The sequence below is a fragment of the Arthrobacter phoenicis genome (assembly GCF_047238215.1).
Classification (GTDB): domain Bacteria; phylum Actinomycetota; class Actinomycetes; order Actinomycetales; family Micrococcaceae; genus Arthrobacter.
In genome coordinates this window covers 3,204,600-3,228,487 of the sequence record NZ_JBDFMK010000001.1, presented here as the reverse complement: position 1 = coordinate 3,228,487, position 23,888 = coordinate 3,204,600, and the positions used below count along the sequence as shown (strand labels likewise).

Genomic DNA, 23,888 nt, shown 5'->3' with positions numbered 1-23,888 from the left:
GCGCCGGTAGGATCGTACGGTGCTGATTCTGCTGCCGCCCTCCGAGGGCAAGACCCCCGCCAGCCACGGCGACGCCGTCGACCCCTCGTCGCTGAGTTTTCCCGCCCTGAACGAAGGCCGGGCGCAGGTGCTGGAGGCCCTCGGCACGGTCAGCGCGCACGAGGACGCCTTGTCGCTGCTGGGTGTGGGCGCCTCGCTGAGCGCCGACGTCGAACGCAACACCCGGCTGCACGCCGAGCCCGCCGCCCCCGCCCACCAGGTCTACTCCGGAGTGCTCTACGACGCCCTGGGCTACTCTTCCCTGACCCCGGCGCAGCGGAAGAAGGCGGACGCGTCCGTGCTGGTGGTCTCCGCGCTCTGGGGTGCCATCCGGTTCGGCGACCGGGTGCCGGCCTACCGGCTCTCGATGGGCACGGCACTCCCCTGGATCGGACGCCTGGCCTCCTTCTGGAAACCGCAGATCACAGCAGCTTTGGCCGGGGAGACCGACGGCGAGCTTCTGGTGGACTGCCGCTCCAGCACCTACGCGGCCGCCTGGGCCCCGCCGCCGGAGCGCACCGTCGCCGTAAACGTCTTCACCGAGGTCAACGGGGTGCGCAAGGTGGTCAGCCACTTCGCCAAGCACACCCGCGGCGAGCTGGCCCGGCACCTGCTGACCCGGCGCGGCAAGGCCCCGCAGACCCCGGCGCAGCTACAGAAGGCAGCGGCCGAGAAATGGCTGTCGGATCTGGTGCCCGGTACGGCCCGGAAGCCGCACACGCTCAACCTGATCCTGCCGAACTAGCTGGCAGCTCCGGCCGTTTTCAGGGCTGATAAGGGCCGGATGTGCCAGTCAGTTGGGAGTCAGGCCCATTCGGCGGAGCGGACCAGGATGCAGCCGGAGTCCGGGCAGAAGACGATGTCGTCCTCTGCGGCGGCCTTGATCTCGGCCAGGTCGCCGGGGCTCAGCTGCATGCCGGAGCCCTCCGAGGTGCCGTGGAACAGCCGGGCGGCGCCCACGCCGCGCTTGGCCAAAGTCTTTTCGTAGATCGCCAGCATGCCCTCGTCCAAGCCGGCCGCGAACTCTGCGCGCTGCCCGCGGACCACGGTGTGTTCCGCCGCGACCTCGGCGAGCTTCTCGTCGATCTCGGCGCGGATGCCGGCGAAGGAACCCTGGATGTCGTCGACGATCTGCTGCTGCTCCGCCTGGCGCAGGCGCAGCGCATCGAGCCGCTCCAGGACTTCGAGCTCCACGTCTTCCAGGTCCGAGCGGCGCTTGTTCAGGGACGCGATGTCCTTTTGCAGGGCCACCAGGTCCTTGGACAGGCCGGTCCCGCTGTTCAGCCGGGCCTCGTCGCGGGTGATCCGGGAGGCCACCTGCTCCACGTCGGCCTCGGCGCGCTTGAGCTCCAGTTCCGCGTCGGCCACGGCCACCTTCGCCGCGCCGAGTTCTCCGTTGGCCACGCCCAGGGCAGCTTCCAGGTCGGTGATGCGGGAGTCGCCCTCGAGGCTGCGGCGGCGGTTGGAGAGTGATTTCAGTTTCGCGTCGAGCGCCTGCAGCTCGAGTAACTTCATCTGTTCCGCCGGGGCTGCCTTGGCCACTGTTTCCTCCGAATGTCTGTCGTCCGGCCGTGCCGGGCGCCTGAACGGCGCTCCCTCGACTCTAGCGCGTGGCATGCCCTGCGCTCACCCGGGGTTCCCCGCATCCAGGGCGCCTTCCGGGCCCTGCCGGCCTCAGCCAGGTGTGAGGATGAAGTCCCACGGGTCGCTGTTGGTGGTGCTGACGCGGATCTCGACGTCGTGGCCCTGATCCGCCAGGACGTTGCCCAGCGCCTCGGCCGCCGCAGGGAGCCAGAGCCATTCGCTGGCGAAGTGCGAGACGTCGATCAGGTAGGGGCGGTCGTTGAGCGCGGCCTCACGGGCCTCGGAAGCAGGGTGGTGGCGCAGGTCTGCGGTGACATAGACGTCGGCGTTGCTGGCCCGCACCTGGTCGAAGAGCGAGTCGCCGGCGCCGCCGCAGACTGCCACCCGGCGCACCAGGCCGTCGCGGTCGCCGGAGACGCGGACACCGCCGGCGACGGCGGGGAGGATGCCGAAGACGCGGGCGGCGAAGTCACCCAGGGTCTCGACGTCGGCGAGGTCGCCGACCCGCCCGATGCCTTCCTCGGGGAGCCCGTTCGCCGCCTGGGTCAGGGGCTGGACGTCCTGCAGGCCGAGCGCGTCGGCCAGTACGTCGGAGACACCGCCCACGGCGGAGTCGCCGTTGGTGTGCACGGTCAGCAGCGCGGTACCCGTCTCGATCAGGCGGTGCACCGCCCGGCCCTTGGGCGTGTTGGCCGCCACGGAGGTCACGCCCTTGAGGAGCAGGGGGTGGTGGGTGATGAGCAGTTCCGCGCCCCATTCCACGGCTTCCTCGATCACCTCGAGGGTGGGGTCGACGGCGAAGAGCACGCGGCTGACGGGCGCGGACGGGTGTCCGGCCACCAGGCCCACCTCGTCCCAGCCTTCGGCCAGGGATTCGGGCCAGAGTTCTTCGACGGCCACCTGGACGGCGCCGAGGGTGGCGCCGGTGTCCCCGGCGTCGTCGGTCTCATCGGTGTCCGCGTCGCTGGGGGTTCCGCCGTCGGCGATCCCGGCGGTGTCAGGGGTCTTCTCCCCGGGCGCTGCACCATCCGGGGCGGGGCCGGCGGTCGGGGCTGAAGCGTCCGTATCCTCTGGTTCCATACCCACATTCTTACCCTATTGGCCGTCCGGGACGCCCCTGCGGGAATGATCCGGACGGTTCATCCATTGAACAAGGAGGATCCCGTACGGACGATCCCGCACGGGCCGAAAGGAACAGCATGCAGGAAACCAAGACAGGAGAACGCGTGGACACCGACGTCGTGAACGGCAGCAGCGAACGGACCTTTGTGCTGGGTGGCGGTTGCTTCTGGTGCCTGGACGCCGTGTACCAGAAGACCCGGGGCGTAACCTCGGTGGTCTCGGGCTACACCGGCGGTCACGACCGCAACCCCGACTACTACTCGGTCTGCTCCGGGACCACCGGCCACGCGGAAGTGGTGGCGGTCAGCTTCGACGAAGCCGTCATCCCGGCGGAGGTCATCCTCGACATGTTCTTCGCCCTGCACGATCCCACCACGCTGAACCGGCAGGGGTACGACGTCGGCACGCAGTACCGCTCGTCCATGTTCTACGAGACTACGGAGGAGAAGATCCTGTTCGAGGAGGCCATCGAGCGGAACCAGGAGCTGTGGGCCAACCCGATCGTCACCGAGGTCAGTCGGCTGCCGGTCTTCCACGTGGCGGAGGATTTCCATCAGGACTACTTCGCGAAGAACCCGGACCAGGGCTACTGCCAGGTGATTATCAACCCGAAGCTCGCGAAGGCAAGGAAATATTACTCCGCATGGCTTAATGCTTAGCCGGGCTTCTCGCGCCCTCAATAAGCTGACCCTAGAATTCCCTCCTCACAGATAGGCACATTTCCCCATGGCACGAATCTATGACGACGTAACCCAGCTTGTCGGCGGCACCCCGCTGGTCCGCCTGAACCGGCTGTCCGAGGGCTTGGACGCAACCGTGGCCGTGAAGCTGGAGTTCTACAACCCGGCCAACAGCGTCAAGGACCGGATCGGCGTCGCCATCATCGACGCCGCGGAGAAGTCCGGAGCCCTCAAGCCCGGCGGCACGATCGTCGAGGGCACCTCCGGCAACACCGGCATCGCCCTGGCCATGGTCGGCGCGGCCCGCGGCTACAAGGTCATCCTCACCATGCCGGAGACGATGTCCACCGAGCGCCGCGTTATGCTGCGCGCCTACGGTGCCGAGATCGTCCTGACCCCGGGTTCCGAGGGCATGCGCGGGGCCGTCGAGAAGGCGCAGGAGATCGTCGCCAACACCGAGAACTCCATCTGGGCCCAGCAGTTCGCCAATGAGGCCAACCCGGCCGTCCACCGCCGCACCACGGCCGAGGAGGTCTGGGAGGACACCGACGGTAAGGTGGACATCTTCGTCGCCGGCGTCGGCACCGGCGGAACCGTCACCGGCGTCGGCCAGGTCCTCAAGGAGCGCAAGCCCGGCGTGCAGATCGTGGCCGTCGAACCCAAGGACTCCCCCATCCTCAACGGCGGCGCCCCCGGCCCGCACAAGATCCAGGGCCTGGGCGCGAACTTCGTCCCCGAGATCCTCGACACCACCATCTACGACGAGGTCATCGATGCCTCCCTCGAAGACTCCGTCCGGGTGGCCCGGGACCTCGGCGTCAAGGAAGGCATCCTCGGCGGCATCTCCTCCGGCGCGATCGTCTGGGCCGCGCTGGAACTGGCCAAGCGGCCGGAGAACGCCGGTAAGCTGATCGTTGCCGTGGTCTGCGACTTCGGGGAGCGCTACATCTCCACCGTGCTGTACGACGACATCCGCGGCTGACCCTAACGCGGCCGCATTCTCAGAAAGAATTTTGTGGGCTTTTTCGCACGACTCAAGGAAGACCTCGACACCGCCCGGTCCCACGACCCGGCGGCGCGGGGCTCTTTCGAAAACTTCTTCGCCTACTCGGGGCTGCACGCGATCTGGGCCCACCGGCTCACCCACCGCCTGTGGCAGAACCCGTCGCTGCGGTTCCCGGCCCGGCTGATCTCCCAGCTGGCCCGGTTCATGACCGGCATCGAGATCCATCCGGGCGCCACAGTCGGCCGCCGGTTCTTCATTGACCACGGCATGGGCGTGGTCATTGGCGAAACGGCGGAAATCGGCGAAGACGTGATGATCTACCACGGCGTCACCCTCGGTGGACGGTCGCTGGCGAAGATCAAGCGTCACCCCACCATCGAGGACAGGGTGGTGATCGGAGCCGGCGCCAAGGTCCTGGGCCCCATCACCATCGGCCGGGACAGCGCCATAGGCGCGAACGCCGTCGTGGTCAAGGACGCCCCGGCCGAATCGATCCTGACCGGCGTGCCCGCCACCTGGCGGCACCGCGACGCCCAGCGCGAGACCAAGAAGGCCGTCGACCCGGCCGAGTACCTGATCGAATACCGCATCTAGGGTTAAACAGTTGCGGCCGCCGCCCCGGAAGTCCGGGACGGCGGCCGCAGCCGTTTAAGCGCTAGTGGGTGTCCACGGCCTCAACCTCGGACTTGTCCTCGCCCCAGAGGGTGTGGAACGTGCCCTCGGCGTCGACGCGGCCGTAGGTGTGGGCGCCGAACAGGTCGCGCTGGCCCTGGATCACGGCGGCCGGCAGGCGCTTGCGGCGCAGGCCGTCGTAGTAGGCCAGCGAGGAGGAGAACACCGGCACCGGGATGCCCAGCTGCACCGCGGTGGCCACCACGCGGCGCCACGCCGGCAGGGCGTCGGCGATCGCGGCGGTGAACGCGGGGGCGAAGAGCAGGTTGGCGGGCTTCTCCTCGGCGGAGTATGCCTTGGTGATGTCCTTGAGCAGTTCGGCGCGGATGATGCAGCCGCCCCGCCACAGGGAAGCGATCTCGTCCAGCTTCAGCTCCCAGCCGTATTCCTTCGCGGCGGAGGTGAGCATGTCCAGGCCCTGCGCGTAGGAGACCAGCTTGGAGGCGTAGAGCGCCTGGCGCACGTCCTCCACGAAGGTTTCGGGGACCTCGACGTCGGCCTCTCCCCCGGCCAGCAGCTCCTGCGCCAGCTTCCGCTGGCCGGCCTGCGAGGACAGCGCCCGGGCGAACACGGACTCGGCGATGCCGGAGACCGGGGAACCCAGCTCCAGGGCGGAGATGACGGTCCAGCGGCCGGTGCCCTTCTGGCCGGCGGCGTCCACGACGACGTCGACGAACGGCTTGCCCGTCTTCGCGTCGACGTGGCCCAGGACCTCGGCGGAGATTTCGATCAGGAAGGAGGCGAGGTCGCCCTTGTTCCATTCGGCGAAGATCTTTGACTGCTCGGCCGGCTCGATGCCCGCGCCGGAGCGGAGCAGGTCGAAGGCCTCGCCGATGACCTGCATGTCGGCGTACTCGATGCCGTTGTGGACCATCTTGACGAAGTGGCCGGCGCCGTCGGTGCCGATCCAGGCGCAGCAGGGCTGGCCGTCCACGTGGGCGGAGATCTTCTCCAGGAGCGGGCCGAGGGCCTCGTAGGACTCCTTGGAGCCGCCGGGCATGATCGAGGGGCCGTTCAGGGCACCCTCCTCGCCGCCGGAGACGCCGATGCCGACGAAGTGCAGGTCCTTCTTGGCGAGGGCGGCCTCGCGGCGGCGGGTGTCCTCGTAGTGGGAGTTGCCGGCGTCGATGATGATGTCGCCGGGCTCGAGCAGCGGCTCGAGCTGTTCGATGACGGAGTCGACCGGCTTGCCGGCCTTGACCATGATCAGGACGCGGCGGGGCTTCTCCAGCGAGTCTACGAGTTCCTGCAGTGTTTCGGTCCGGACGAAGTCGCCCTCGGAGCCGTGCTTCTCGAGGAGAGCGTCGGTCTTTTCCACCGAGCGGTTGTGGAGGGCGACCGTGAAGCCGTTACGGGCGAGGTTGCGGGCGAGGTTTGCCCCCATCACCGCAAGGCCGGTGACACCGATGTGTGCTGACATCAAATCTCCAATTCATTGGGTGCAACGAGTGCAGTTGGCTGGCCGAAGACGGCGCCTCCTAGACAGTCTATGATTTTCGGCCGTGACCGCGCCCGTTCGCGGCTCCTGTGACGGGCACGCCACTATGCTTACGACTATGTCGACCAGCCTCCACCATCAAGCCATCGAGCATCTGGGAACCCGGATCGTCAGGGGCGAGCTCCCGACCGGCCACGTGATGCTCGCCGAGCACTTGGAGGACGAACTCAAGGTCTCCCGCTCCGTGGTCCGCGAGGCCGTCCGGGTGCTTCAGTCCCTCGGCCTGGTCGAGACCATCAAGCGGGTGGGCATCCGGGTGCTGCCGGCCAACCGGTGGAACCCGTTCGACCCGTCCGTCATCCGGTGGCGCCTGGCCGGCGAGGGCCGGGGCGCCCAGCTCCGCTCGCTCGCGGAGCTGCGCACGGCGGTGGAACCCGTCGCGGCCGAGCTGGCCGCGGCCAACGCACCCGATGACATCCGCAGCGAGCTGGTGGAAATCTCCCACGCCATGCGGGAAGCCGGCGTGGCCGGGGACGTCCCGAGGTTCCTGGACCTCGACATCAGGTTCCACTCGTTGCTGCTCACCGGGTCCGGGAACGAGATGTTCGCCAACCTTGTGGGGCAGGTGGCGGAGACGCTCACCGGGCGGACGATGCACGGGCTGATGCCGGACCATCCGCAGACCTATGCGCTGCAGTGGCACGTCGACGTCGCGGAGGCCATCGCCACCGGCAACGGTCCGGCGGCGCGGGAGGCCTCCGACAAGATCATGCGCGAGACCATCGCGGACATGGAGCCGAGCTGGCGGGACCAGCCCCGGGTCTTCGTTCCCGTCCAGCCGGCCTGATCCGGCGACGGTTACCTGCCCCGGGAATTAGTCCCGACACTGGGCTAATTCAACCGCTTTCAGTTTCACATTTCGTCTCATTTCCGGTATCTTTTTCTCAAGCCCTCCACCGCGGCATCCCCCAATAGCCGCGCTGGAGGGCTTTTCCAATGCCCGGAAAACCACCCGGGCCGGGCTCACGCCGCGTCGGCCATCAGGCCCCTGAGCCGCCACCCGCCGCCGAGGCCGTCGCGGACCAGTTCCATGGTGGTCAGCGCCGATCCGGCATTGCGGCCCAGCCGCGCCTGGACCTGCCAGACCTCCACGTCCACCCGGCCCAGGCCCCGCGGCATCCGCCGCTCGGCCTCCCACCAGCTCACCCGCTCGAACCAGCGGACCGGGTCCGCGCCGATGATCCATTCCCGGGCGCCGCGGATTACGGTGTGGGGGCGCCCGTCCGGGCCGGCTGTGACGAGTACGTGTTCCATGCCGCTGACGGTAAGGCCGGGCACCGACATTTATCCGTCCCACGGCCGCCGTGGTTTCCGGCCTGACCTCCACCGGTCCCCCGGGCTGGGCCCAAAGCAAAGAAAAAACCCGCCGCGGTTGCCTTGCGGCTCCCGCGACGGGGTTAGTGATGGTGGGTCCTACCGGGATCGAACCGATGACATCCACGGTGTAAACGTGGCGCTCTACCAGCTGAGCTAAAGACCCGTCACGCCGGTTTCCGCGCCTCGGCACGTCAACCAACGAACATTGACCTTACCCGAAATGCGGGCTCCTGCGCCAATCGGCGCAGCAGCGGAACACAGGGTCAGAGGGCGGGGAGTTCGGCCTCGAGCCAGGTCAGCGACTCGCTGACGCCGGCCTCCAGCTTGATGGTCGCCAGGTCGTCGCCGCGGGTCTGGCCGCGGTTGATGATCACGACCTCCTTGCCCTGCTTGACGGCGTGGCGGACGAAGCGCAGCCCGCTCATCACGGTCAGCGAGGAACCGGCGACCAGGAGCGCGCCGGCGGAGTCCACCATGGCGTAGGAACGCTCCACCCGGTCCTTGGGCACGTTCTCGCCGAAGTAGACGAAGTCGGGTTTCAGGGTGCCGCCGCAGGCCGGGCAGTTCGCGACGACGAACTCGCTGATCAGCGCCTCGTCCTCCACGGTGGCGTCCGCGTCCGGGGCGGCCTCCACCACGCCGCCGGCGAGGGCGGCGTCGAGGAATCCGGGGTTGAGTTCTTCCAGCACCCCGGCCAGCAGGGTCCGGCTGTAGCTGCGGCCGCAGGCCAGGCACACCACCCGGTCGAAACGGCCGTGCAGGTCCACGACGTTCCGGCTGCCGGCGTCCTCGTGCAGCCGGTCCACGTTCTGGGTGATCAGGCCCGTGAGCAACCCGCGCTGTTCCATCCGGGCCACGGCCGTGTGGCCGTCGTTGGGGTCGGCACGGCGGAGGTGGGACCAGCCGATGTGGTTCCGGGCCCAATAGCGCTGCCGGTTATCCGGCGAGCCGATGAACTCCTGGTACGTCATGGGTGCACGCGGCGCCGCACCGGGGCCGCGGTAGTCGGGGATGCCCGAGTCGGTGCTGAGACCGGCGCCGGTGAGCAACGCGAAGCGTTTCCCGGCGAGGACTCCGTGGATCTCCTGCAGGACCTCAAGTTCATCGCGGGCCGGCTCCGCGGGTGTGACGGGGGGAAGGCTCGCGAAGCCCGTCATCCCTACCCCGGGCCGCCGCTGCCTCATACCGTTTCCGGTCCCCGGCTGGAGGACGGGTCCGTGGAGTCGGCGGAGGAATTGCCGGACAGTTCAGCGAGGGCCGCCCGGTAGCCGGCGAAGTCACGCGCCTGGCCCCGGGGGTTGACTACGACGTACCGGACGGTGCCGGCCGCGTCGATGATGAACGTCCCTCGCAGGGCCATGCCGCTCTCCGGGTCGAACACCCCGTACCGCTCCGCCACCTCTCCGTGCGGCCAGAAGTCCGCCAGCAGGTCGAAGCTGTAGCCTTCCTTCTCGGCGTAGGCGCGCTGGGCGAACTTGCTGTCCACCGAGATGCCCAGCACCACGGCGTCGGCGTCCTCGAAGACGGACAGGTTGTCCCGCAATTTGCACAGTTCGCCCGTGCAGATGCCCGAGAAGGCGAACGGGAAGAACACCAGCACAACCATGCGGCCCCGCAGCTCGGAGAGCCGGACGGGCTCACCGAACTGGTTGACCAGCTCAAAGTCCGGGGCCGGCTGCCCGACGGCGGGCACGGCGCCGGGCTGCCCGGCGGGAGCCTGCGCCGGCGCGGTACCGGTCACTTGTTCTTCCGGGTCACCAGCCGGGTGGCGCTCCAGTCCTGGGAGACCCCGGCGGAGGTGGTGCAGTGAAGGCCGGCGGTGGGCGCCGCTTCCTGCAGTTCCGAGGGCGAGACGTAGCCGGTGCGGCCATTCTTCGGGGTCAGAACCCAAACCACACCGCCGTCGGTCAGGGAGGTCAGGGAGTCCACCAGCGTGTCGACCAGGTCACCGTCACCGTCGCGCCACCAGAGGATGGCCGCGTCGACCACCTCGTGGTCGTCCTCATCGAAGATCTCGGACCCGGTGAGGTCCTCGATGTCATCACGCAAGTCGAAGTCGACGTCGTCGTCGTAACCGAACTCCTGAATCAGATCCCCGTTCTTGAAACCCAATTTTTCCGCCACATTTACCGAAGTGGCGGCGTCGGCCTCGCTCACGTGTTGCTCCTATGCTGTTGGTGCGTCTGTTGGTGCCTGCCGGCAGGATGCCCGCTGTGTCCGATAGTGACACATTCCATGGTGCTAGTGATTTCCATTACTCCAAGCCAACACCCTTTGTGCGTCCGCTTCAAGCTGTGGGCCCCGCGATCCGCCATATTCTGCGTCACACCGGGGCGGCGGCGGCTACGCATCCGCGGACGCGCAAGGCTAGAGTGGCTGATGACGACCATGCCTGCGCGGACAACCGACCGCTCCCACTGTCAGGCCTGGTTGTGATTGGACCAAGCCCGGCGTACAGGACCGGGCTGCTGTTACCGATATGTCGCACACGTCGCGTTCACGCCAGGCAGTCACCCTGCCGGAGCTGAGGGTGCCGGTGAATGCGCTCAAAGAGAGGTTGGACGTGGCTGCAGGAGAAGATACCTCCCATATCCTCAGCGGGTTGACTAACCAGCTGCCTGATCGTGATCCGGAAGAGACCGCCGAATGGCTGGAGTCCCTGGACACCCTGATTCAGGAACAGGGCACGGAGCGTGCCCAGTACATCATGCGAAGCCTGCTTCAGCGGGCCGGCGCCCAGAGCGTGGGCGTGCCGATGGTGACCACCACGGACTACGTCAACACCATCCCGGTGGACCAGGAAGCCCCGTTCCCCGGCGATGAAGAAATCGAACGCAAGTACCGCGCCTGGCTGCGTTGGAACGCCGCGATCATGGTGCACCGCTCGCAGCGGCCCGAAATCGGCGTCGGCGGCCACATTTCCACCTACGCCGGTGCCGCGACCCTCTACGAAGTCGGCTTCAACCACTTCTTCCGCGGCAAGGACCACCCGGGCGGCGGCGACCAGGTCTTCTTCCAGGGCCATGCCTCCCCCGGCATGTACGCCCGCGCCTTCCTCGAGGGCCGGCTGAGCGAGGAAGACCTCGACGGCTTCCGCCAGGAGAAGTCCAAGGAGGGCCACGCCCTCTCCAGCTACCCGCACCCGCGCCTGATGCCGGAGTTCTGGGAGTTCCCCACCGTCTCCATGGGCATCGGCCCGATGAACGCCATCTACCAGGCGCAGTCGAACCGCTACCTGCACAACCGCGGCATCAAGGACACCTCCGACCAGCAGGTCTGGGCGTTCCTGGGCGACGGCGAAATGGATGAGCCGGAATCCCGCGGCCTGCTCCAGCTCGCCGCAAACGACAAGCTGGACAACCTCAACTTCGTCATCAACTGCAACCTGCAGCGCCTCGACGGCCCGGTCCGCGGCAACGGCAAGATCATGCAGGAACTCGAGGCCTTCTTCCGCGGCGCCGGCTGGAACGTCATCAAGGTCGTCTGGGGCCGCGAGTGGGACAACCTGCTCGCCAAGGACGACGACGGCTCGCTCGTGAAGATCATGAACGAGACGGTCGACGGCGACTACCAGACCTACAAGGCCGAGTCCGGCGGATTCGTCCGCGAGCACTTCTTCGGCAAGACCCCGCAGACCAAGGACATGGTCGCGGACATGACGGACCAGGAGATCTGGAACCTCAAGCGCGGCGGCCACGACTACAACAAGGTCTACGCCGCGTACAAGGCCGCCACCGAGTTCAAGGGCAAGCCGACGGTCATCCTGGCCCACACGGTCAAGGGCTACGGCCTGGGCACCCACTTCGAGGGCCGCAACGCGACCCATCAGATGAAGAAGCTCACCCTGGCGGACCTGAAGGCCTTCCGCGACCACCTGCGCATCCCGATCACGGACGAGCAGCTCGAGGCCGACCCGTACCAGCCGCCGTACTACCACCCGGGTGCGGACTCTCCGGAGATCAAGTACCTGATGGAGCGCCGCCAGGCCCTGGGCGGTTTCGTGCCCGAGCGCCGGTCCAAGCACACCGACGTCACCCTGCCGGGCGACAAGGCGTACGAGGTCGCCAACCGCGGCTCCGGCAAGCAGCTGGCCGCCACCACCATGGCGTTCGTCCGGCTGCTCAAGGACCTGATGCGGGATAAGGAATTCGGTTCCCGGATCGTGCCGATCATCCCGGATGAGGCCCGCACCTTCGGCATCGACGCGTTCTTCCCGACCGCGAAGATCTACAACCCGAACGGCCAGAACTACCTGTCCGTGGACCGCGACCTGGTCCTCGCGTACAAGGAGTCGATCGCCGGCCAGATCGTGCACGCCGGCATCAACGAGGCCGGTTCGGTTGCGGCCTTCACCGCCGCAGGCACCTCCTACGCCACCCACGGCGAGCCGCTGATCCCGATCTACGTCTTCTACTCGATGTTCGGCTTCCAGCGCACCGGCGACTCCTTCTGGGCCGCCGCCGACCAGATGACCCGCGGGTTCATCATCGGCGCCACCGCCGGCCGCACCACGCTGACCGGCGAAGGCCTGCAGCACGCCGACGGCCACTCCCCGATCCTCGCCGCCACCAACCCGGCCGTCGTCACGTACGACCCGGCCTACGGCTACGAGATAGGCGTCATCATGCGTGACGGCCTGAACCGGATGTACGGCCCGGGCCCGGCGGACAACGACCCGTCGCGGAACGTTATGTACTACCTGACGGTCTACAACGAGCCGATCTCGCAGCCGGCGGCCCCCGCCGAACTCGACGTCGAGGGCATCGTCAAGGGCATCTACCTGCTGGCGCCGGCCAAGATCGACGGCCCCCGCACGCAGATCCTCGCCTCCGGCGTGTCCGTGCCGTGGGCCCTCGAGGCCCAGCGTGTGCTGGCCGAGGACTGGGGCGTTTCCGCCGACGTCTGGTCCGTCACGTCCTGGACCGAGCTGCGCCGCGACGCCATGGCCGCCGAGGAAGAGGCCTTCCTCAACCCGGGCCAGCCGGCCCGCGTGCCGTTCGTCACCGAACAGCTCGCCGGCGCCACCGGCCCGATCGTCGCGGTCTCGGACTACATGAAGGCCGTCCCGGACCAGATCCGGCAGTTCGTCCCGAACGAGTTCGCCTCGCTCGGCGCCGACGGCTTCGGCTTCTCCGACACCCGCGCCGCTGCACGCCGCTTCTTCAAGAACGATGTGCACTCGATCGTGGTCCGCTCGCTGCAGATGCTTGCCCGCCGCGGCGAGGTCGACGCGCAGGCCCCGGCCCAGGCGATCGAGAAGTACCGGCTGCTCAACGTCAACGCCGGCACCACCGGTAACGCGGGCGGCGACTCCTAGGAGTCACCCGGCCGGACCGGAAAACACGACGACGGCGGTCCCCACGGTGTGGGAGCCGCCGTCGGGCTTTAACCACGGCGGGCCCGCCGTGTGATCCAGCGCAAAGCAAGTTGTAGCCTTCGCACAAATGGAGCTTGTCAGGCGGGCGCCGTATGCTCGTTGTCATGGCAGAGCCCACCCCCACCCCCGCGCAGCGCAAATCCGCCGCCCGGACCCTGTCCCCGGAGAAGGCCGAGACGCTGAAGAAGCTGCGCTCCAGCGTCGGCCAGCTCTCCACCACCACGCTGCGGCGGCTGGAATCCTCGCTGCCCTGGTACAGCCGGTTGAACTCCGACGAACGCTCCGCGCTGGGCATGGTGGCCCAGAACGGCATTGCCGCCTTCGTCACCTGGTTCGAACGGCCCAGCTCGCCGTCGTGGATCCTCTCCGACGTCTTCGGCACCGCCCCCACCGAACTGACCCGCTCCATCAGCCTGCAGAAGGCGCTCCAGCTGATCAGGATCGTGGTGGAGGTGGTTGAGGAGCAGGTCCCGATCATCGCCCCCGAGGCCGATCAGGCCGCCCTGCGCGAGGCGGTGCTCCGCTATTCGCGCGAGGTCGCCTTCGCCGCCGCCGACGTCTACGCCCGCGCCGCGGAGACCCGCGGCTCCTGGGACACCCGGCTGGAGGCCCTGATCGTCGACGCCATCCTGCGTGGCGAGAACACCGATGCCCTGCGGTCCCGGATCGCGGCCCTGGGCTGGAAGGCGCAGGAACGTTTCACCGTCATGGTGGGCAATTCGCCCTCGGAACCCAGCGCCAGCTACGTCAGCGAGCTGCGCCGCACCGCCGGCCGGTTCGCCGAGGACGCCCTGGTGGGAATCCAAGGCGACCGGCTGATCCTGATCCTCGGCGGCGTGCAGGACCGGGAGACCGCCTGTCAGAAGCTCAGCGAACTCTTCGCCCCCGGTCCCGTCGTGTACGGCGCCGAGGCAGCCTCCCTGCCGGAGGCCAGCAGCTCCGCCCAGTCCGCCTTCGCCGGCCTCACCGCCGCCCGCGCCTGGCCCTCGGCCCCGCGCCCGGTGGCCGCGGACGACCTGCTGCCGGAGCGGGTCATCTCCGGCGACGACGCGGCCCGCCGGTCCCTGGTGAAGAACATCTACCGGCCCCTCCTGGCCGCCTCGAACGGGCTGGTGGAGACCCTGGGGACCTACCTCGAACTGGGTCATTCGCTCGAAGCCACGGCCCGGGAATTGTTCGTCCACGCCAACACGGTCCGTTACCGGCTCAAGCGCGTCTGCGACGTGACCGGCTGGGATCCACTGATCCCGCGGGAGGCGTTCGTGCTCCAGGCGGCCCTCGTGGTGGGGCGTCTCTCCACCCCGCCGAAGCCCGCCGTGGAGCGGCAGCCATCCCGCAACGGCGGCTGAGAGGTTGTAGACTTCCTACAAACTGACCCAGTGAGCTTGGTGCATGAAAGTACCGATGAATCACGCGGCATTTGGAAAGCTGGTTACGTGCTTGCAATCGTCTGCCCTGGACAGGGCTCCCAGACCTCCGGTTTTCTGGCCCCCTGGCTGGAACTGCCCTCCGTCCCAGGCCACCTGGCCTCCCTGAGCGAAATAGCAGGTATCGACCTCACCGCCCACGGCACCACCTCCGATGAGGAGACCATCAAGGACACCGCCGTCGCGCAGCCGCTGATCGTCGCGGCCGGACTCGTCGCCGCGAAGGCGCTGTTCGACGTCGAACTCGAAACCCTCCCCGTCATCCTCGCCGGCCACTCGGTGGGCGAAATCACCGCCTCCGCGCTGGCCGGTGTCCTCACCAAGACCGAGGCCATGACCTTCGTCCGGGAACGCGCCAACGGCATGGCCGCCGCGGCCGCCGCCACCCCGACCGGCATGAGCGCCGTCGTCGGCGGCGACCCCGCCGAGGTCCTGGCCGCCATCGAGGCCGCCGGGCTGACCCCCGCGAACGTCAACGGCGCCGGACAGACCGTCGCCGCCGGCACCCTCGAGCAGCTCAAGGCCCTCGCGGACAAGCCGCCGGCCAAGGCCCGGGTCATCCCGCTCAAGGTCGCCGGTGCGTTCCACACCTCACACATGTCTCCCGCCGTCGCCGCACTTCAGGCGCTGCGCCCCACGCTTCACCCCCGCAACCCGCAGGTTCCGCTGCTCTCGAACTTCGACGGCGCGCAGGTCACCGACGGCGGCGCCGCGGTAGACAGCCTCATCGCCCAGGTCTCCCGCCCGGTCCGCTGGGACCGCTGCATGGAGACCCTGGTGGAGCGCGGCGTCACCGGCCTGATCGAGCTGGCCCCGGCAGGCACCCTCGCCGGCCTGGCCAAGCGCGGCATTCCCGGCGTGAAGACTGTTACCGTCAAGACACCGGACGATCTGTCCGATGCCTTGGCACTATTCGCAGAACTTGAGGGAGGAAAATGAGCACTCCTACGCTGAAGCAGGCCCCCCTGCAGAACGGCACCCGTGTGCTGGGCGTCGGTGCGTACCGTCCCGACGTCATCGTCACCAACGAGGACGTCTGCCAGTGGATCGACTCCTCCGATGAGTGGATCCGCCAGCGCACCGGGATCGTCACCCGGCACCGCGCCCCCGCAGACGTCAGCGTGATCGACATGGCCGAGGGCGCCGCCCGCGAGGCCCTCGAACGCGCCGGCGTCGATCCCTCCGAGCTCGGTGCCGTGATCGTCTCTACGGTCACCCACCCCTACGCCACGCCATCCGCGGCCGCGAGCCTGACCGACCGCCTGGGTGCCACGCCGGCCCCGGCCTTCGACATCTCGGCCGCGTGTGCCGGGTACTGCTACGGCATCGCCCAGGCCGACGCCCTGGTCCGCTCCGGTGCCGCCAAGTACGTGCTGGTGGTCGGCGCCGAGAAGCTCTCCGACGTCATCGACAACACCGAGCGCACCATCTCGTTCCTGCTCGGCGACGGCGCGGGCGCCGTCGTCATCGGCCCTTCCGACACCCCGGGCATCGGCCCGTCGGTCTGGGGCTCGGACGGCAGCAAGTGGGACGCCATCGGCATGACCCACTCGATGCTGGACATCCGCGACCACGCCGCCGGCAAGGGCGCCCTCAGCGAGGGCGAAGCCGCCGTCACCGAGGCCGCGCTCTGGCCCACGCTGCGCCAGGACGGCCAGACGGTGTTCCGCTGGGCGGTCTGGGAAATGGCCAAGGTGGCCCAGCAGGCCCTCGACGCCGCGGGCGTCAAGGCCGAGGACCTCGCCGCCTTCATCCCGCACCAGGCCAACATGCGGATCATCGACGAGATGGCCAAGCAGCTCAAGCTGCCGGAATCGGTCATCGTCGCCCGGGACATCGCCGAGGCGGGCAACACCTCGGCGGCGTCCATTCCGCTGGCCACGCACCGGCTGTTGCAGGACTACCCCGGCCTCAGCGGCGGACTCGCCCTGCAGATCGGTTTCGGCGCCGGGCTGGTCTTCGGCGCCCAGGTGATCGTGCTGCCGTAGTCCACCGCGACTTCCCGGGTGCCGGCACGGCAGGCAGCCCGGATTCCCCCACCGGACCGAACCCTCGGCCCGAACCACTCCGCCCAACGCTCCGGACCCGTCCGGCGGCCGATGGCACCAACAAAAGAAGGAGCCACCATGGCTAACAACGAAGAGATCCTGGCCGGCCTGGCCGAAATCGTGAACGAAGAGACCGGCCTGGCCCCCGAGGCCGTCGAAATGGACAAGTCCTTCACCGAGGACCTCGACATCGACTCCATCTCGATGATGACCATCGTGGTCAACGCCGAGGAAAAGTTCGGCGTACGCATCCCGGACGAAGAGGTCAAGAACCTCAAGACCGTCGGCGACGCCGTCAACTTCATCGCCAACGCCCAGGCCTAATTCCGCCTGCTCCCTGGCGCCGTCCCCCACGGGGGCGGTACCGCGGGCCGCCGGGGGCCGCTGACACAGCGGCTCCCGGCGCTCCCCCGATTCACTGACTGACCACCGAGTTTCCTACGCAGGCCCCGGCGCCCTGGCTGGCACCGATAGCGGCACGCGCACCGACGAAAGAGTGATCCCATGGCACGCAAAGTAGTCATCACCGGTCTGGGTGCCACCACACCCATCGGCGGCGATGTCCCCACAATGTGGAAGAACGCGCTCAAGGGCGTCTCCGGCGCGCACACGCTCGAAGACGACTGGGTTGCCAAGTACGAGCTGCCCGTCCACTTCGCCGCACGCGCCTCCACCCCCGCCCTCGAGGTCCTGAGCCGGGTCGAAGCCAAGCGCATGGACCCGTCCACCCAGTTCGGCGTGATCGCGGCCCGTGAGGCCTGGGCCGACGCCAACATCGACGGCATCGATCACGACCGCCTGGCCGTGGCCTTCGCCACCGGCATCGGCGGCGTCTGGACCCTGCTGGACGCCTGGGACACCCTGCGCGAAAAGGGCCCCCGCCGTGTCCTGCCGATGACCGTTCCGATGCTGATGCCCAACGGTGTCGCCGCCGCGGTCAGCCTGGACCTGGGAGCCCGCGCCGGCGCCCACACACCCGTCTCCGCCTGCGCCTCCGGCACCGAAGCCGTGCACATGGGACTGGAGCTGATCCGCTCCGGGAAGGCCGACGTCGTCGTCTGCGGCGGCGCCGAAGCCGCCATCCACCCGATGCCGATCGCCGCGTTCTCCTCGATGCAGGCCCTCTCCCGCCGCAACGACGATCCCGAGCACGCCTCCCGCCCGTACGACCGCGACCGTGACGGCTTCGTCATGGGCGAGGGCGCCGGCGCACTGGTCCTCGAGGCCGAGGAGCACGCCCTGGCCCGCGGCGCCCGGATCTACGCTGAACTGGCCGGCACCTCGGTAACCGCGGACGCTTACCACATCACTGCCCCGGACCCCGAGGGCCTGGGCGCCACCCGAGCACTGAAGGCGGCCATGTTCGACGGCCGCATCCAGGCCGAGGACGTGGTGCACGTCAACGCGCACGCCACCTCCACCCCGGTCGGTGACAAGCCCGAGTACACCGCCCTCAAGGCCGCCCTCGGCAACCACGTGGACAACGTGGCGGTCTCCGCCACCAAGTCCCAGATGGGCCACCTGCTGGGCGCCTCCGGTGCCGTGGAAGCGGTCCTGACGGTCCTCGCCGTGCACGAACGCAAGGCTCCCGTCACCATCAATCTGGAGAACCAGGACCCGGAGATCCCGCTGGACGTCGTGACCTCCGAGCGGGCGCTCCCGGCCGGCAACATCGTCGCGCTGAGCAACTCCTTCGGCTTCGGCGGCCACAACGCCGTGATCGCGGTGCGCAGCATCTAGCGTCCACCGCACGCAGCACGAACGACGGCGGCCAGGTTCCCTTCGCGGGGAACCTGGCCGCCGTCGTTTGCGTTGGCCCGTCCGCTACTTGTTGACCATGGGGTTGACCTCGGCCTTGGCGATGGCGCCGCCGTCGGTGCCCCACGCCGCCAGGATCTTCTTGTAGGTCCCGTCCTGGATCAGCTTGTTGGTGGCCCCGGCCACCGCGTCGGCGAGGGCGGTGTCCGACTTGGCGACGGCGATGCCCACCGGCGAGGCGCCATAGACGTCGCCCAGGGTCTGCAGCTTCCCGTCGGACTGGGTGATGGCGTAGGCCACCGTGATGGACCCGGCAGCCATGGCGTCCATGCCGCCGGCCACCAGGCGCGTGGTGACGTCGGTCTGGTTCTTGAGGGAGACGACGTCGATCGCGGGCTTGCCGGCCGCGACGCACTGGGCGCTCCGACCGGAGATGTCCGGGTTCTCCTGGAAGGTTCCGGTCTGCACCCCGACGGTCTTGCCGCACAGGTCGTCCAGGGAGATGTTCTTCGGGTTGCCCTTCTGCACCGCCCACTGCGTTCCGGCCTGGAAGTAGCTAACGAAGTTGGCGGCCTTGCTGCGCTCCTTCGTGATGAAGAACGAGGACACGCCCAGGTCATACTTCGGGCCGAGCGAGGGGAGTATGCCCTCGAACGGGGAGGTCTGCACCTCCACCTTCAAGCCCAGGGTGGCGCCGATCGCCTTGGCCAGGTCGACGTCGTATCCCACCGGGGTCTGTCCGTCGGAGGCCGCGAGGAACTCCGCCGGGGCGTAAGTGGTGTCCGAGCCGACCGTCAGCTTCCCCTTGGACCGGACCTGGTCCGGCACCTTGGCGGCCAGGGCGTCGTCCTTGGCGACGGTTCCCGGGTCGAACTTCGCCGTCGCCTGCCCGCTGCCGCCGGTGCCCGATCCTGCCCCGGAGCCGGAGCCCGCCTCGGAGGCGTTCGTGCAGGCGCTCAGGGCGACGAGGACGGCCGCTGCGGCCGCCGCCGTCCGGAGGCCCTGCCCATTCAGTACGTTCATGCTGTTACTACCTTTCCTGGTGCCCTCCCACGCGGTGGTCGGGCGGGCTGTCCTAGGCTCCCTGGTTGATCCGGCGCAGCGCCACCTCGGCCAGCCAGGCGGCGGCATCGGGGAGCACGGCATCGTCGAAGAGCGCGTGGGGTGAGTGGTTGGAGCCGGCATCGGCGGGGTCCCCATGGGCGCAGGCGCTCAGGAACAGGTAGGCGCTGGGAACCTCATTGCCGACGAACGAGAAGTCTTCGGCGCCTGGCATCGGGTTTGCCATGGGCTCATAGCGGTCCTCGCCGAAGAGATCCACGATGGTGCGGCGGGCCAGCTCGTACTCGTCCGGGGCGTTCTCCGTGACCGGGTAGAGCTCGTGGTAGTTCACGGCTGCCTCCAGGCCGTGGGAGGCGGCGATGCCCTTGAGCAGCCGCACGCTGCGCTCCTTGATGGCGGCCCGTGATTCGGCGCTGAAGCTGCGGACGGTCGCGTCGAATTCGGCGTGCTCGGGAATGATGTTTTCCCTAGTGCCGCCGGCGATCCGTCCCACGGTAAGGACCACCGGGTCGAAGACGTCGAAGGCCCGGGTCACCATGGTCTGCAGGGCGGTGACCGCCTCGCAGAGGGCCGGGATGGGGTCATTTGCGTGGTGCGGCTGGGAGCCGTGGCCGCCGGATCCGATGAACCGGACGTGGAGGTCGTCGACGGCGGCCATCTGGGGGCCGGGGCGGCCGAACCAGACGCCGCGCGGGTGGGCCGCGGAGAAGACGTGCAGGCCGAAGGCCGCGTCGACGCGGCGTCCGGCGGCCTCGAGGACGCCCTCCTCGATCATCGGCAGCGCTCCCCCGGGGCCCTCCTCACCCGGCTGGAACATGAACACGACGTCGCCAGCCAGCTCGTCCTTCAGCGAGGACAAGATCCGGGCCGCGCCCACCAGGCCCGCGACGTGCATGTCGTGGCCGCAAGCGTGCATCAGACCCTCGTGGGAGGAGCGGTACTCCAGCCCGTTGTCCTCGGTCACGGGCAGGGCGTCCATGTCGCCGCGGAGCAACACCACGGGCTTGGGTCCGCCGGCCGGCTCCGCGCCGCCGCGGAGGACCGCCGTCACAGAGCTCAGGCTCCGCCCCAGCGTGATCTCAAGGCCGAGGTCCTCCAGTTCGGCGAGGAGCCGGCGCTGGGTCAGCGGCAGGTCGTTACCCAGCTCCGGGATCCGGTGCAACTCCCGCCGGAACGAGACGAGTCCGTCGGCGAGCTCCGCCGCCAGTTCCTGCGTGCGGATGGGTTTCCTGGTGTCTGAGATCGTCACGGTCTCCATGCTTTCGGTAGTCGGGCGGTCACGGGGACCGGGTCAACCCCTCCACCGTGTGATACTTGGCCCATGCAGAAGCCCAAATTGACGGAAACGGACTCCAGTGACCGTAATCTGCAGGATTCGGTCACGCTGGGTGAGCTGGACCTGGCGCTGGTGAACGCCCTGCAGCTGCGTCCGCGGGCCAGCTGGGCGGAGCTGGCCGGTCCGCTGGGCACGACGGCGACGACGCTGGCCCGCCGGTGGGACCGGATGACCGCCGCGGGCCTGGCCTGGATCACAGCCTCCTTCGGCCGGGAATTCAGCCGCAGCCGCTGCATCTCCTACGTCATGATCCGCGCGGACCCGGGCACCCGGACGGGACTGGTGGAGCGGCTCTCCACGTGTCCTGAGGTTGCCACGATCGAGGTGGCCACGGGCAGCCACGATATCAACTGTGATGTGCTGACCCGTGACCTGCGCGAGCTGGACGTCTTCCTGACCACCAAGGTCTACGGGGTGCCGGGGGTGGTGTCCGTGTCCGTGCTGCTGACCACATCCCTGTACCTGGAAGGGAGCCGCTGGCGGCTCCGGTCGCTGGACCCGAGCCAGCTCAATGTCCTCAACCGGAGCACCATGTCCGTGGGGCAAGGCACCTACGCCATGGTCCTGGACGACCTGGACCGGTCCCTGCTGGAGCACCTTTCCCTGGACGGGCGGCTCGGATGGGCGGAGCTGGCCTCCCTGACGGGCGCGAGCACGGCCACGGCAAGGCGCCGGGTGAACCGCCTGATCTCCTCGGGGATCATGACCTTCCGCTGCGAGATCGCCCATCCGCTGGCCGGCTGGCCGATCCAGGCCTCGCTGCTGGGCGTCGCGCCGGGTCAGGACCTGGACCGGATCGGCCGGGAGCTGGCCGCATGGCCGGAGTGCCGGTTCGTGGCGGCGGTAACGGGGACGGCCAACCTCTACGCCACGTTCTGGGTCAGGGACCTCGGCGAGTTGCAGCGGGTGGAGGCGCGGACGAGCGCCGTGTTCCCGTCGCTTGGCGTGCTTGACCGGATGGTGGCGCTGAGCACGCCCAAGAGGATGGGGCACCTGTGCGACACCGAGGGCCGGCGCATCGGGACGGTGCCGATTTCGCCCTGGTAGGCAAGACGGTCCCCGGTCAGCTCCCTCCCGCTGGCTCTGTGCGCCGCCATGGAGGAAGCGGCGCCGGAGCCTGCCGGGGAGTCGTGGGGGCTAGCCGACCTGGTGGAGCCAGCGCACGGGAGCGCCCTCGGCGGCGTGCCGGAAGGGCTCCAGCTCTTCGTCCCAGGCCTCGCCGAGGGCGAGGGAGAGCTCGTGGTAGACGGCGGAGGGGTCACCCGCGCCGGATTCGTAGGCGTAGCGGATGCGGTCCTCGGAGACCATGATGTTGCCGTGCACGTCGGTGACGGCGTGGAAGATGCCGAGCTCGGGGGTGTGGGACCAGCGGCCGCCGTCGACGCCCTGGCTGGGCTCTTCCGTCACCTCGTAGCGCAGGTGGGCCCAGCCGCGGAGTGCCGACGCCAAAGAAGCTCCCGTCCCCGGCGTACCGGTCCACGAGAGCTCGGCCCGGAACATTCCGGGCGCGGCGGGCTGCGGGGTCCACTCAAGGTCCGTGCGCTTGTCCACGACCGATCCAATTGCCCACTCAACGTGGGGGCACAGGGCGGTCGGGGCCGAGTGAACGAACAGGACACCACGGGTTAGTGCAACAGACATTCCATCCTCCATAGCTATAGGTACGTCTTCCCCAACGACCTCTGCCAGGATGTCCGTCTGCCGCGGTTGCCCGCGTGCGGGGCTGTTGCCCCAGCCAGACTATTCAGTTGTGTTGCGACTCAAATTGTTTGTAACGCACGGTGACTCGACATAAATCACGTCCGGATCCGTGGTGGCCGGGAAACTCGGAAGCTTCGCGTGACCACGTGGTGGATGCCGGGCGTGAACCCCATTGTGCCGTACCCCACCCTAATAAGCCAGTGCCGCGCAGCGCGCCGTCACCGCCGGGTTTTCGGCGTGTCGCGGATGCGGTTTCAGGCGCGCGGGTGGGCCTGTTGATAGCTGCTGCGGAGCCGGTCCACGGAGACGTGGGTGTAGATCTGGGTGGTCGCGAGGCTGCTGTGGCCGAGGATCTCCTGGACGGCCCGGAGGTCGGCGCCGCCGTCGAGCAGGTGGGTGGCAGCCGAGTGCCGCAGCGCGTGCGGGCCGGTGGCGGAGGTGTCCCCGAGGCCCTCCAACTGGTCTTTGACGACGCTGCGGACCTGCCGCTGGTCCACCCGGTTACCCCGGGCGCCGAGGAAAAGTGCGGGCCCGGAGCCGTCCGCCACCAAGGCGGGTCTGCCGCGCCGGAGCCAGTCGTCGACGGCGAGCGCGGCCGGCACACCGTACGGCACTGTCCGTTCCTTGTTGCCCTTGCCGAGCACCCGCAGGGTGCGGCGGTCCGGGTCGAGGTCGTCGATGTCGAGGCAGGTCAGTTCGCCGACGCGGATGCCGGTGGCGTAGAGCAGTTCCAGCATGGCCCGGTTCCGTAGCGCCATGGGTCCGCCGTCCGCCGCGGCCGCCTCGGCGCCGGCGACCAGGCGCTGCACCTGGCCTTGCTGGAGGACGCCAGGCAGGGACTTCTCGCGCTTGGGGGCCCGCAGCCGGAGGGCCGGGTCAGCGGCCAGGAGTTCCTCGCGGACGGCCCAGGCGGTGAAGGCCCGAGCGGTGGCGGCGCGGCGGGCCAGCGTGGCGCGGGCCATGCCGGCCTCGCTCTGTGCACCCAGCCAACGGCGCAGGGTCCCGAGTTCGAGGTCGCCCAGTCCGGTGGCACCCTCGGACGCGGCGTGGCCGAGGAGGCTCTCGACATCGGCCAGGTACGCCCGCACGGTATGGGCGGAGCGGCCGCGTTCGGCGTCGAGGTACCGGCCGAAGGCGGCGGCGGCCTCGGCGAGCGCGGGAGGGATGGCTGGTGCTGGCACCCTTCCACTCTCCCAGCCCCGTCCCGCTTCCCGGCGGAGCCCGACGGCGCGCCGTCTCCTTCCTGCTCGACCGGGCTTGC

23 protein-coding genes and 1 tRNA gene are annotated in these 23,888 nt (G+C 68.8%); 12 read left to right on the top strand and 12 right to left on the bottom strand.

Annotated elements, in window-relative coordinates; translation table 11 throughout:
• Positions 1–19: 19 nt before the first annotated feature.
• The gene (locus ABC337_RS15150; protein ID WP_412883282.1) at positions 20–784 is read left to right on the top strand and encodes a YaaA family protein; all 765 of its coding nucleotides are present in this window, start codon (positions 20–22) and stop codon (positions 782–784) included.
• A 59-nt stretch (positions 785–843) separates the two neighbouring features.
• Here ABC337_RS15150 and ABC337_RS15145 read toward each other — a convergent pair whose 3' ends face one another.
• Complete coding sequence (locus ABC337_RS15145; protein WP_290257578.1) at positions 844–1,581, bottom strand: zinc ribbon domain-containing protein; 738 nt, start codon at positions 1,579–1,581, stop codon at positions 844–846.
• A gap of 132 nt (positions 1,582–1,713) precedes the next feature.
• Entirely contained in the window at positions 1,714–2,703 is a 990-nt protein-coding gene (locus ABC337_RS15140; protein ID WP_412883283.1) for a Nif3-like dinuclear metal center hexameric protein, read from the bottom strand.
• Between the two features lie 119 nt (positions 2,704–2,822).
• Between ABC337_RS15140 and msrA the strand changes: the two genes are divergently transcribed.
• From msrA to epsC, 3 genes are all read left to right on the top strand, one after another.
• A complete protein-coding gene (msrA, locus tag ABC337_RS15135; RefSeq protein WP_412883284.1) occupies positions 2,823–3,404 on the top strand; it encodes a peptide-methionine (S)-S-oxide reductase MsrA in 582 nt (193 codons plus the stop codon).
• Between the two features lie 67 nt (positions 3,405–3,471).
• Positions 3,472–4,407, top strand: coding sequence for a cysteine synthase A (cysK, locus tag ABC337_RS15130; protein WP_364135082.1), 936 nt, complete (start codon positions 3,472–3,474; stop codon positions 4,405–4,407).
• A 33-nt stretch (positions 4,408–4,440) separates the two neighbouring features.
• Positions 4,441–5,025 (top strand): serine O-acetyltransferase EpsC, encoded by a 585-nt coding sequence (gene epsC / locus ABC337_RS15125; protein ID WP_412883285.1) that lies wholly within the window; start codon positions 4,441–4,443, stop codon positions 5,023–5,025.
• Between the two features lie 61 nt (positions 5,026–5,086).
• On the opposite strand, the gene gndA is transcribed toward epsC, so the two are convergent.
• A complete protein-coding gene (gndA, locus tag ABC337_RS15120) occupies positions 5,087–6,523 on the bottom strand; it encodes an NADP-dependent phosphogluconate dehydrogenase (protein WP_412883286.1) in 1,437 nt (478 codons plus the stop codon).
• A gap of 136 nt (positions 6,524–6,659) precedes the next feature.
• Between gndA and ABC337_RS15115 the strand changes: the two genes are divergently transcribed.
• Positions 6,660–7,388, top strand: a complete 729-nt coding sequence (locus ABC337_RS15115) for a FadR/GntR family transcriptional regulator (RefSeq protein ID WP_412883287.1) — start codon at positions 6,660–6,662, stop codon at positions 7,386–7,388.
• Positions 7,389–7,564: 176 nt separating this feature from the next.
• Here ABC337_RS15115 and ABC337_RS15110 read toward each other — a convergent pair whose 3' ends face one another.
• The 5 genes from ABC337_RS15110 to ABC337_RS15090 form a co-directional block, all read right to left on the bottom strand.
• Positions 7,565–7,855, bottom strand: a complete 291-nt coding sequence (locus tag ABC337_RS15110; RefSeq protein ID WP_412883288.1) for a hypothetical protein — start codon at positions 7,853–7,855, stop codon at positions 7,565–7,567.
• 150 nt (positions 7,856–8,005) lie between these two features.
• Positions 8,006–8,081, bottom strand: a tRNA-Val gene (locus ABC337_RS15105).
• Positions 8,082–8,181: 100 nt separating this feature from the next.
• Positions 8,182–9,102, bottom strand: a complete 921-nt coding sequence (locus ABC337_RS15100) for an NAD-dependent protein deacetylase (protein ID WP_412883289.1) — start codon at positions 9,100–9,102, stop codon at positions 8,182–8,184.
• Entirely contained in the window at positions 9,099–9,659 is a 561-nt protein-coding gene (locus tag ABC337_RS15095; RefSeq protein ID WP_412883290.1) for a peroxiredoxin, read from the bottom strand. Before ABC337_RS15095 ends, ABC337_RS15100 begins: the two co-directional genes overlap by 4 nt.
• Positions 9,656–10,075, bottom strand: a complete 420-nt coding sequence (locus tag ABC337_RS15090; protein ID WP_412883291.1) for a DUF3052 domain-containing protein — start codon at positions 10,073–10,075, stop codon at positions 9,656–9,658. The genes ABC337_RS15095 and ABC337_RS15090 overlap by 4 nt, the downstream gene beginning before the upstream one ends.
• A gap of 406 nt (positions 10,076–10,481) precedes the next feature.
• On the opposite strand from ABC337_RS15090, the gene aceE reads away from it, so the two are divergent.
• The 6 genes from aceE to fabF all read left to right on the top strand — a co-directional run bounded on the left by aceE (position 10,482) and on the right by fabF (position 18,510).
• Positions 10,482–13,235, top strand: coding sequence for a pyruvate dehydrogenase (acetyl-transferring), homodimeric type (gene aceE / locus ABC337_RS15085; RefSeq protein ID WP_412883292.1), 2,754 nt, complete (start codon positions 10,482–10,484; stop codon positions 13,233–13,235).
• Between the two features lie 164 nt (positions 13,236–13,399).
• Complete coding sequence (locus tag ABC337_RS15080) at positions 13,400–14,644, top strand: PucR family transcriptional regulator (protein WP_290257563.1); 1,245 nt, start codon at positions 13,400–13,402, stop codon at positions 14,642–14,644.
• Between the two features lie 87 nt (positions 14,645–14,731).
• The gene (locus ABC337_RS15075) at positions 14,732–15,661 is read left to right on the top strand and encodes an ACP S-malonyltransferase (protein ID WP_412883293.1); all 930 of its coding nucleotides are present in this window, start codon (positions 14,732–14,734) and stop codon (positions 15,659–15,661) included.
• Positions 15,658–16,710: a beta-ketoacyl-ACP synthase III gene (locus tag ABC337_RS15070; protein ID WP_412883294.1), complete on the top strand. Its 1,053-nt coding sequence runs from the start codon at positions 15,658–15,660 to the stop codon at positions 16,708–16,710. Before ABC337_RS15075 ends, ABC337_RS15070 begins: the two co-directional genes overlap by 4 nt.
• Positions 16,711–16,848: 138 nt before the next feature.
• Entirely contained in the window at positions 16,849–17,094 is a 246-nt protein-coding gene (locus ABC337_RS15065; protein ID WP_290257560.1) for an acyl carrier protein, read from the top strand.
• A 180-nt stretch (positions 17,095–17,274) separates the two neighbouring features.
• Entirely contained in the window at positions 17,275–18,510 is a 1,236-nt protein-coding gene (gene fabF, locus ABC337_RS15060; RefSeq protein ID WP_412883295.1) for a beta-ketoacyl-ACP synthase II, read from the top strand.
• 84 nt (positions 18,511–18,594) lie between these two features.
• On the opposite strand, the gene ABC337_RS15055 is transcribed toward fabF, so the two are convergent.
• Together ABC337_RS15055 and ABC337_RS15050 are read right to left on the bottom strand one after the other, a co-directional pair.
• Complete coding sequence (locus ABC337_RS15055; protein ID WP_412883296.1) at positions 18,595–19,551, bottom strand: ABC transporter substrate-binding protein; 957 nt, start codon at positions 19,549–19,551, stop codon at positions 18,595–18,597.
• A 52-nt stretch (positions 19,552–19,603) separates the two neighbouring features.
• Positions 19,604–20,839, bottom strand: coding sequence for a M20 metallopeptidase family protein (locus ABC337_RS15050; RefSeq protein ID WP_412883297.1), 1,236 nt, complete (start codon positions 20,837–20,839; stop codon positions 19,604–19,606).
• A 72-nt stretch (positions 20,840–20,911) separates the two neighbouring features.
• On the opposite strand from ABC337_RS15050, the gene ABC337_RS15045 reads away from it, so the two are divergent.
• A complete protein-coding gene (locus tag ABC337_RS15045) occupies positions 20,912–21,973 on the top strand; it encodes an Lrp/AsnC family transcriptional regulator (RefSeq protein WP_412883298.1) in 1,062 nt (353 codons plus the stop codon).
• A 90-nt stretch (positions 21,974–22,063) separates the two neighbouring features.
• Here the strand turns inward: ABC337_RS15045 and ABC337_RS15040 are convergent, their stop codons facing one another.
• Positions 22,064–22,567, bottom strand: coding sequence for a DUF3145 domain-containing protein (locus tag ABC337_RS15040; protein WP_412883299.1), 504 nt, complete (start codon positions 22,565–22,567; stop codon positions 22,064–22,066).
• Between the two features lie 314 nt (positions 22,568–22,881).
• Positions 22,882–23,808, bottom strand: a complete 927-nt coding sequence (locus ABC337_RS15035; RefSeq protein WP_412883300.1) for a tyrosine recombinase XerC — start codon at positions 23,806–23,808, stop codon at positions 22,882–22,884.
• Between the last annotated feature and the right edge of the window lie 80 nt (positions 23,809–23,888).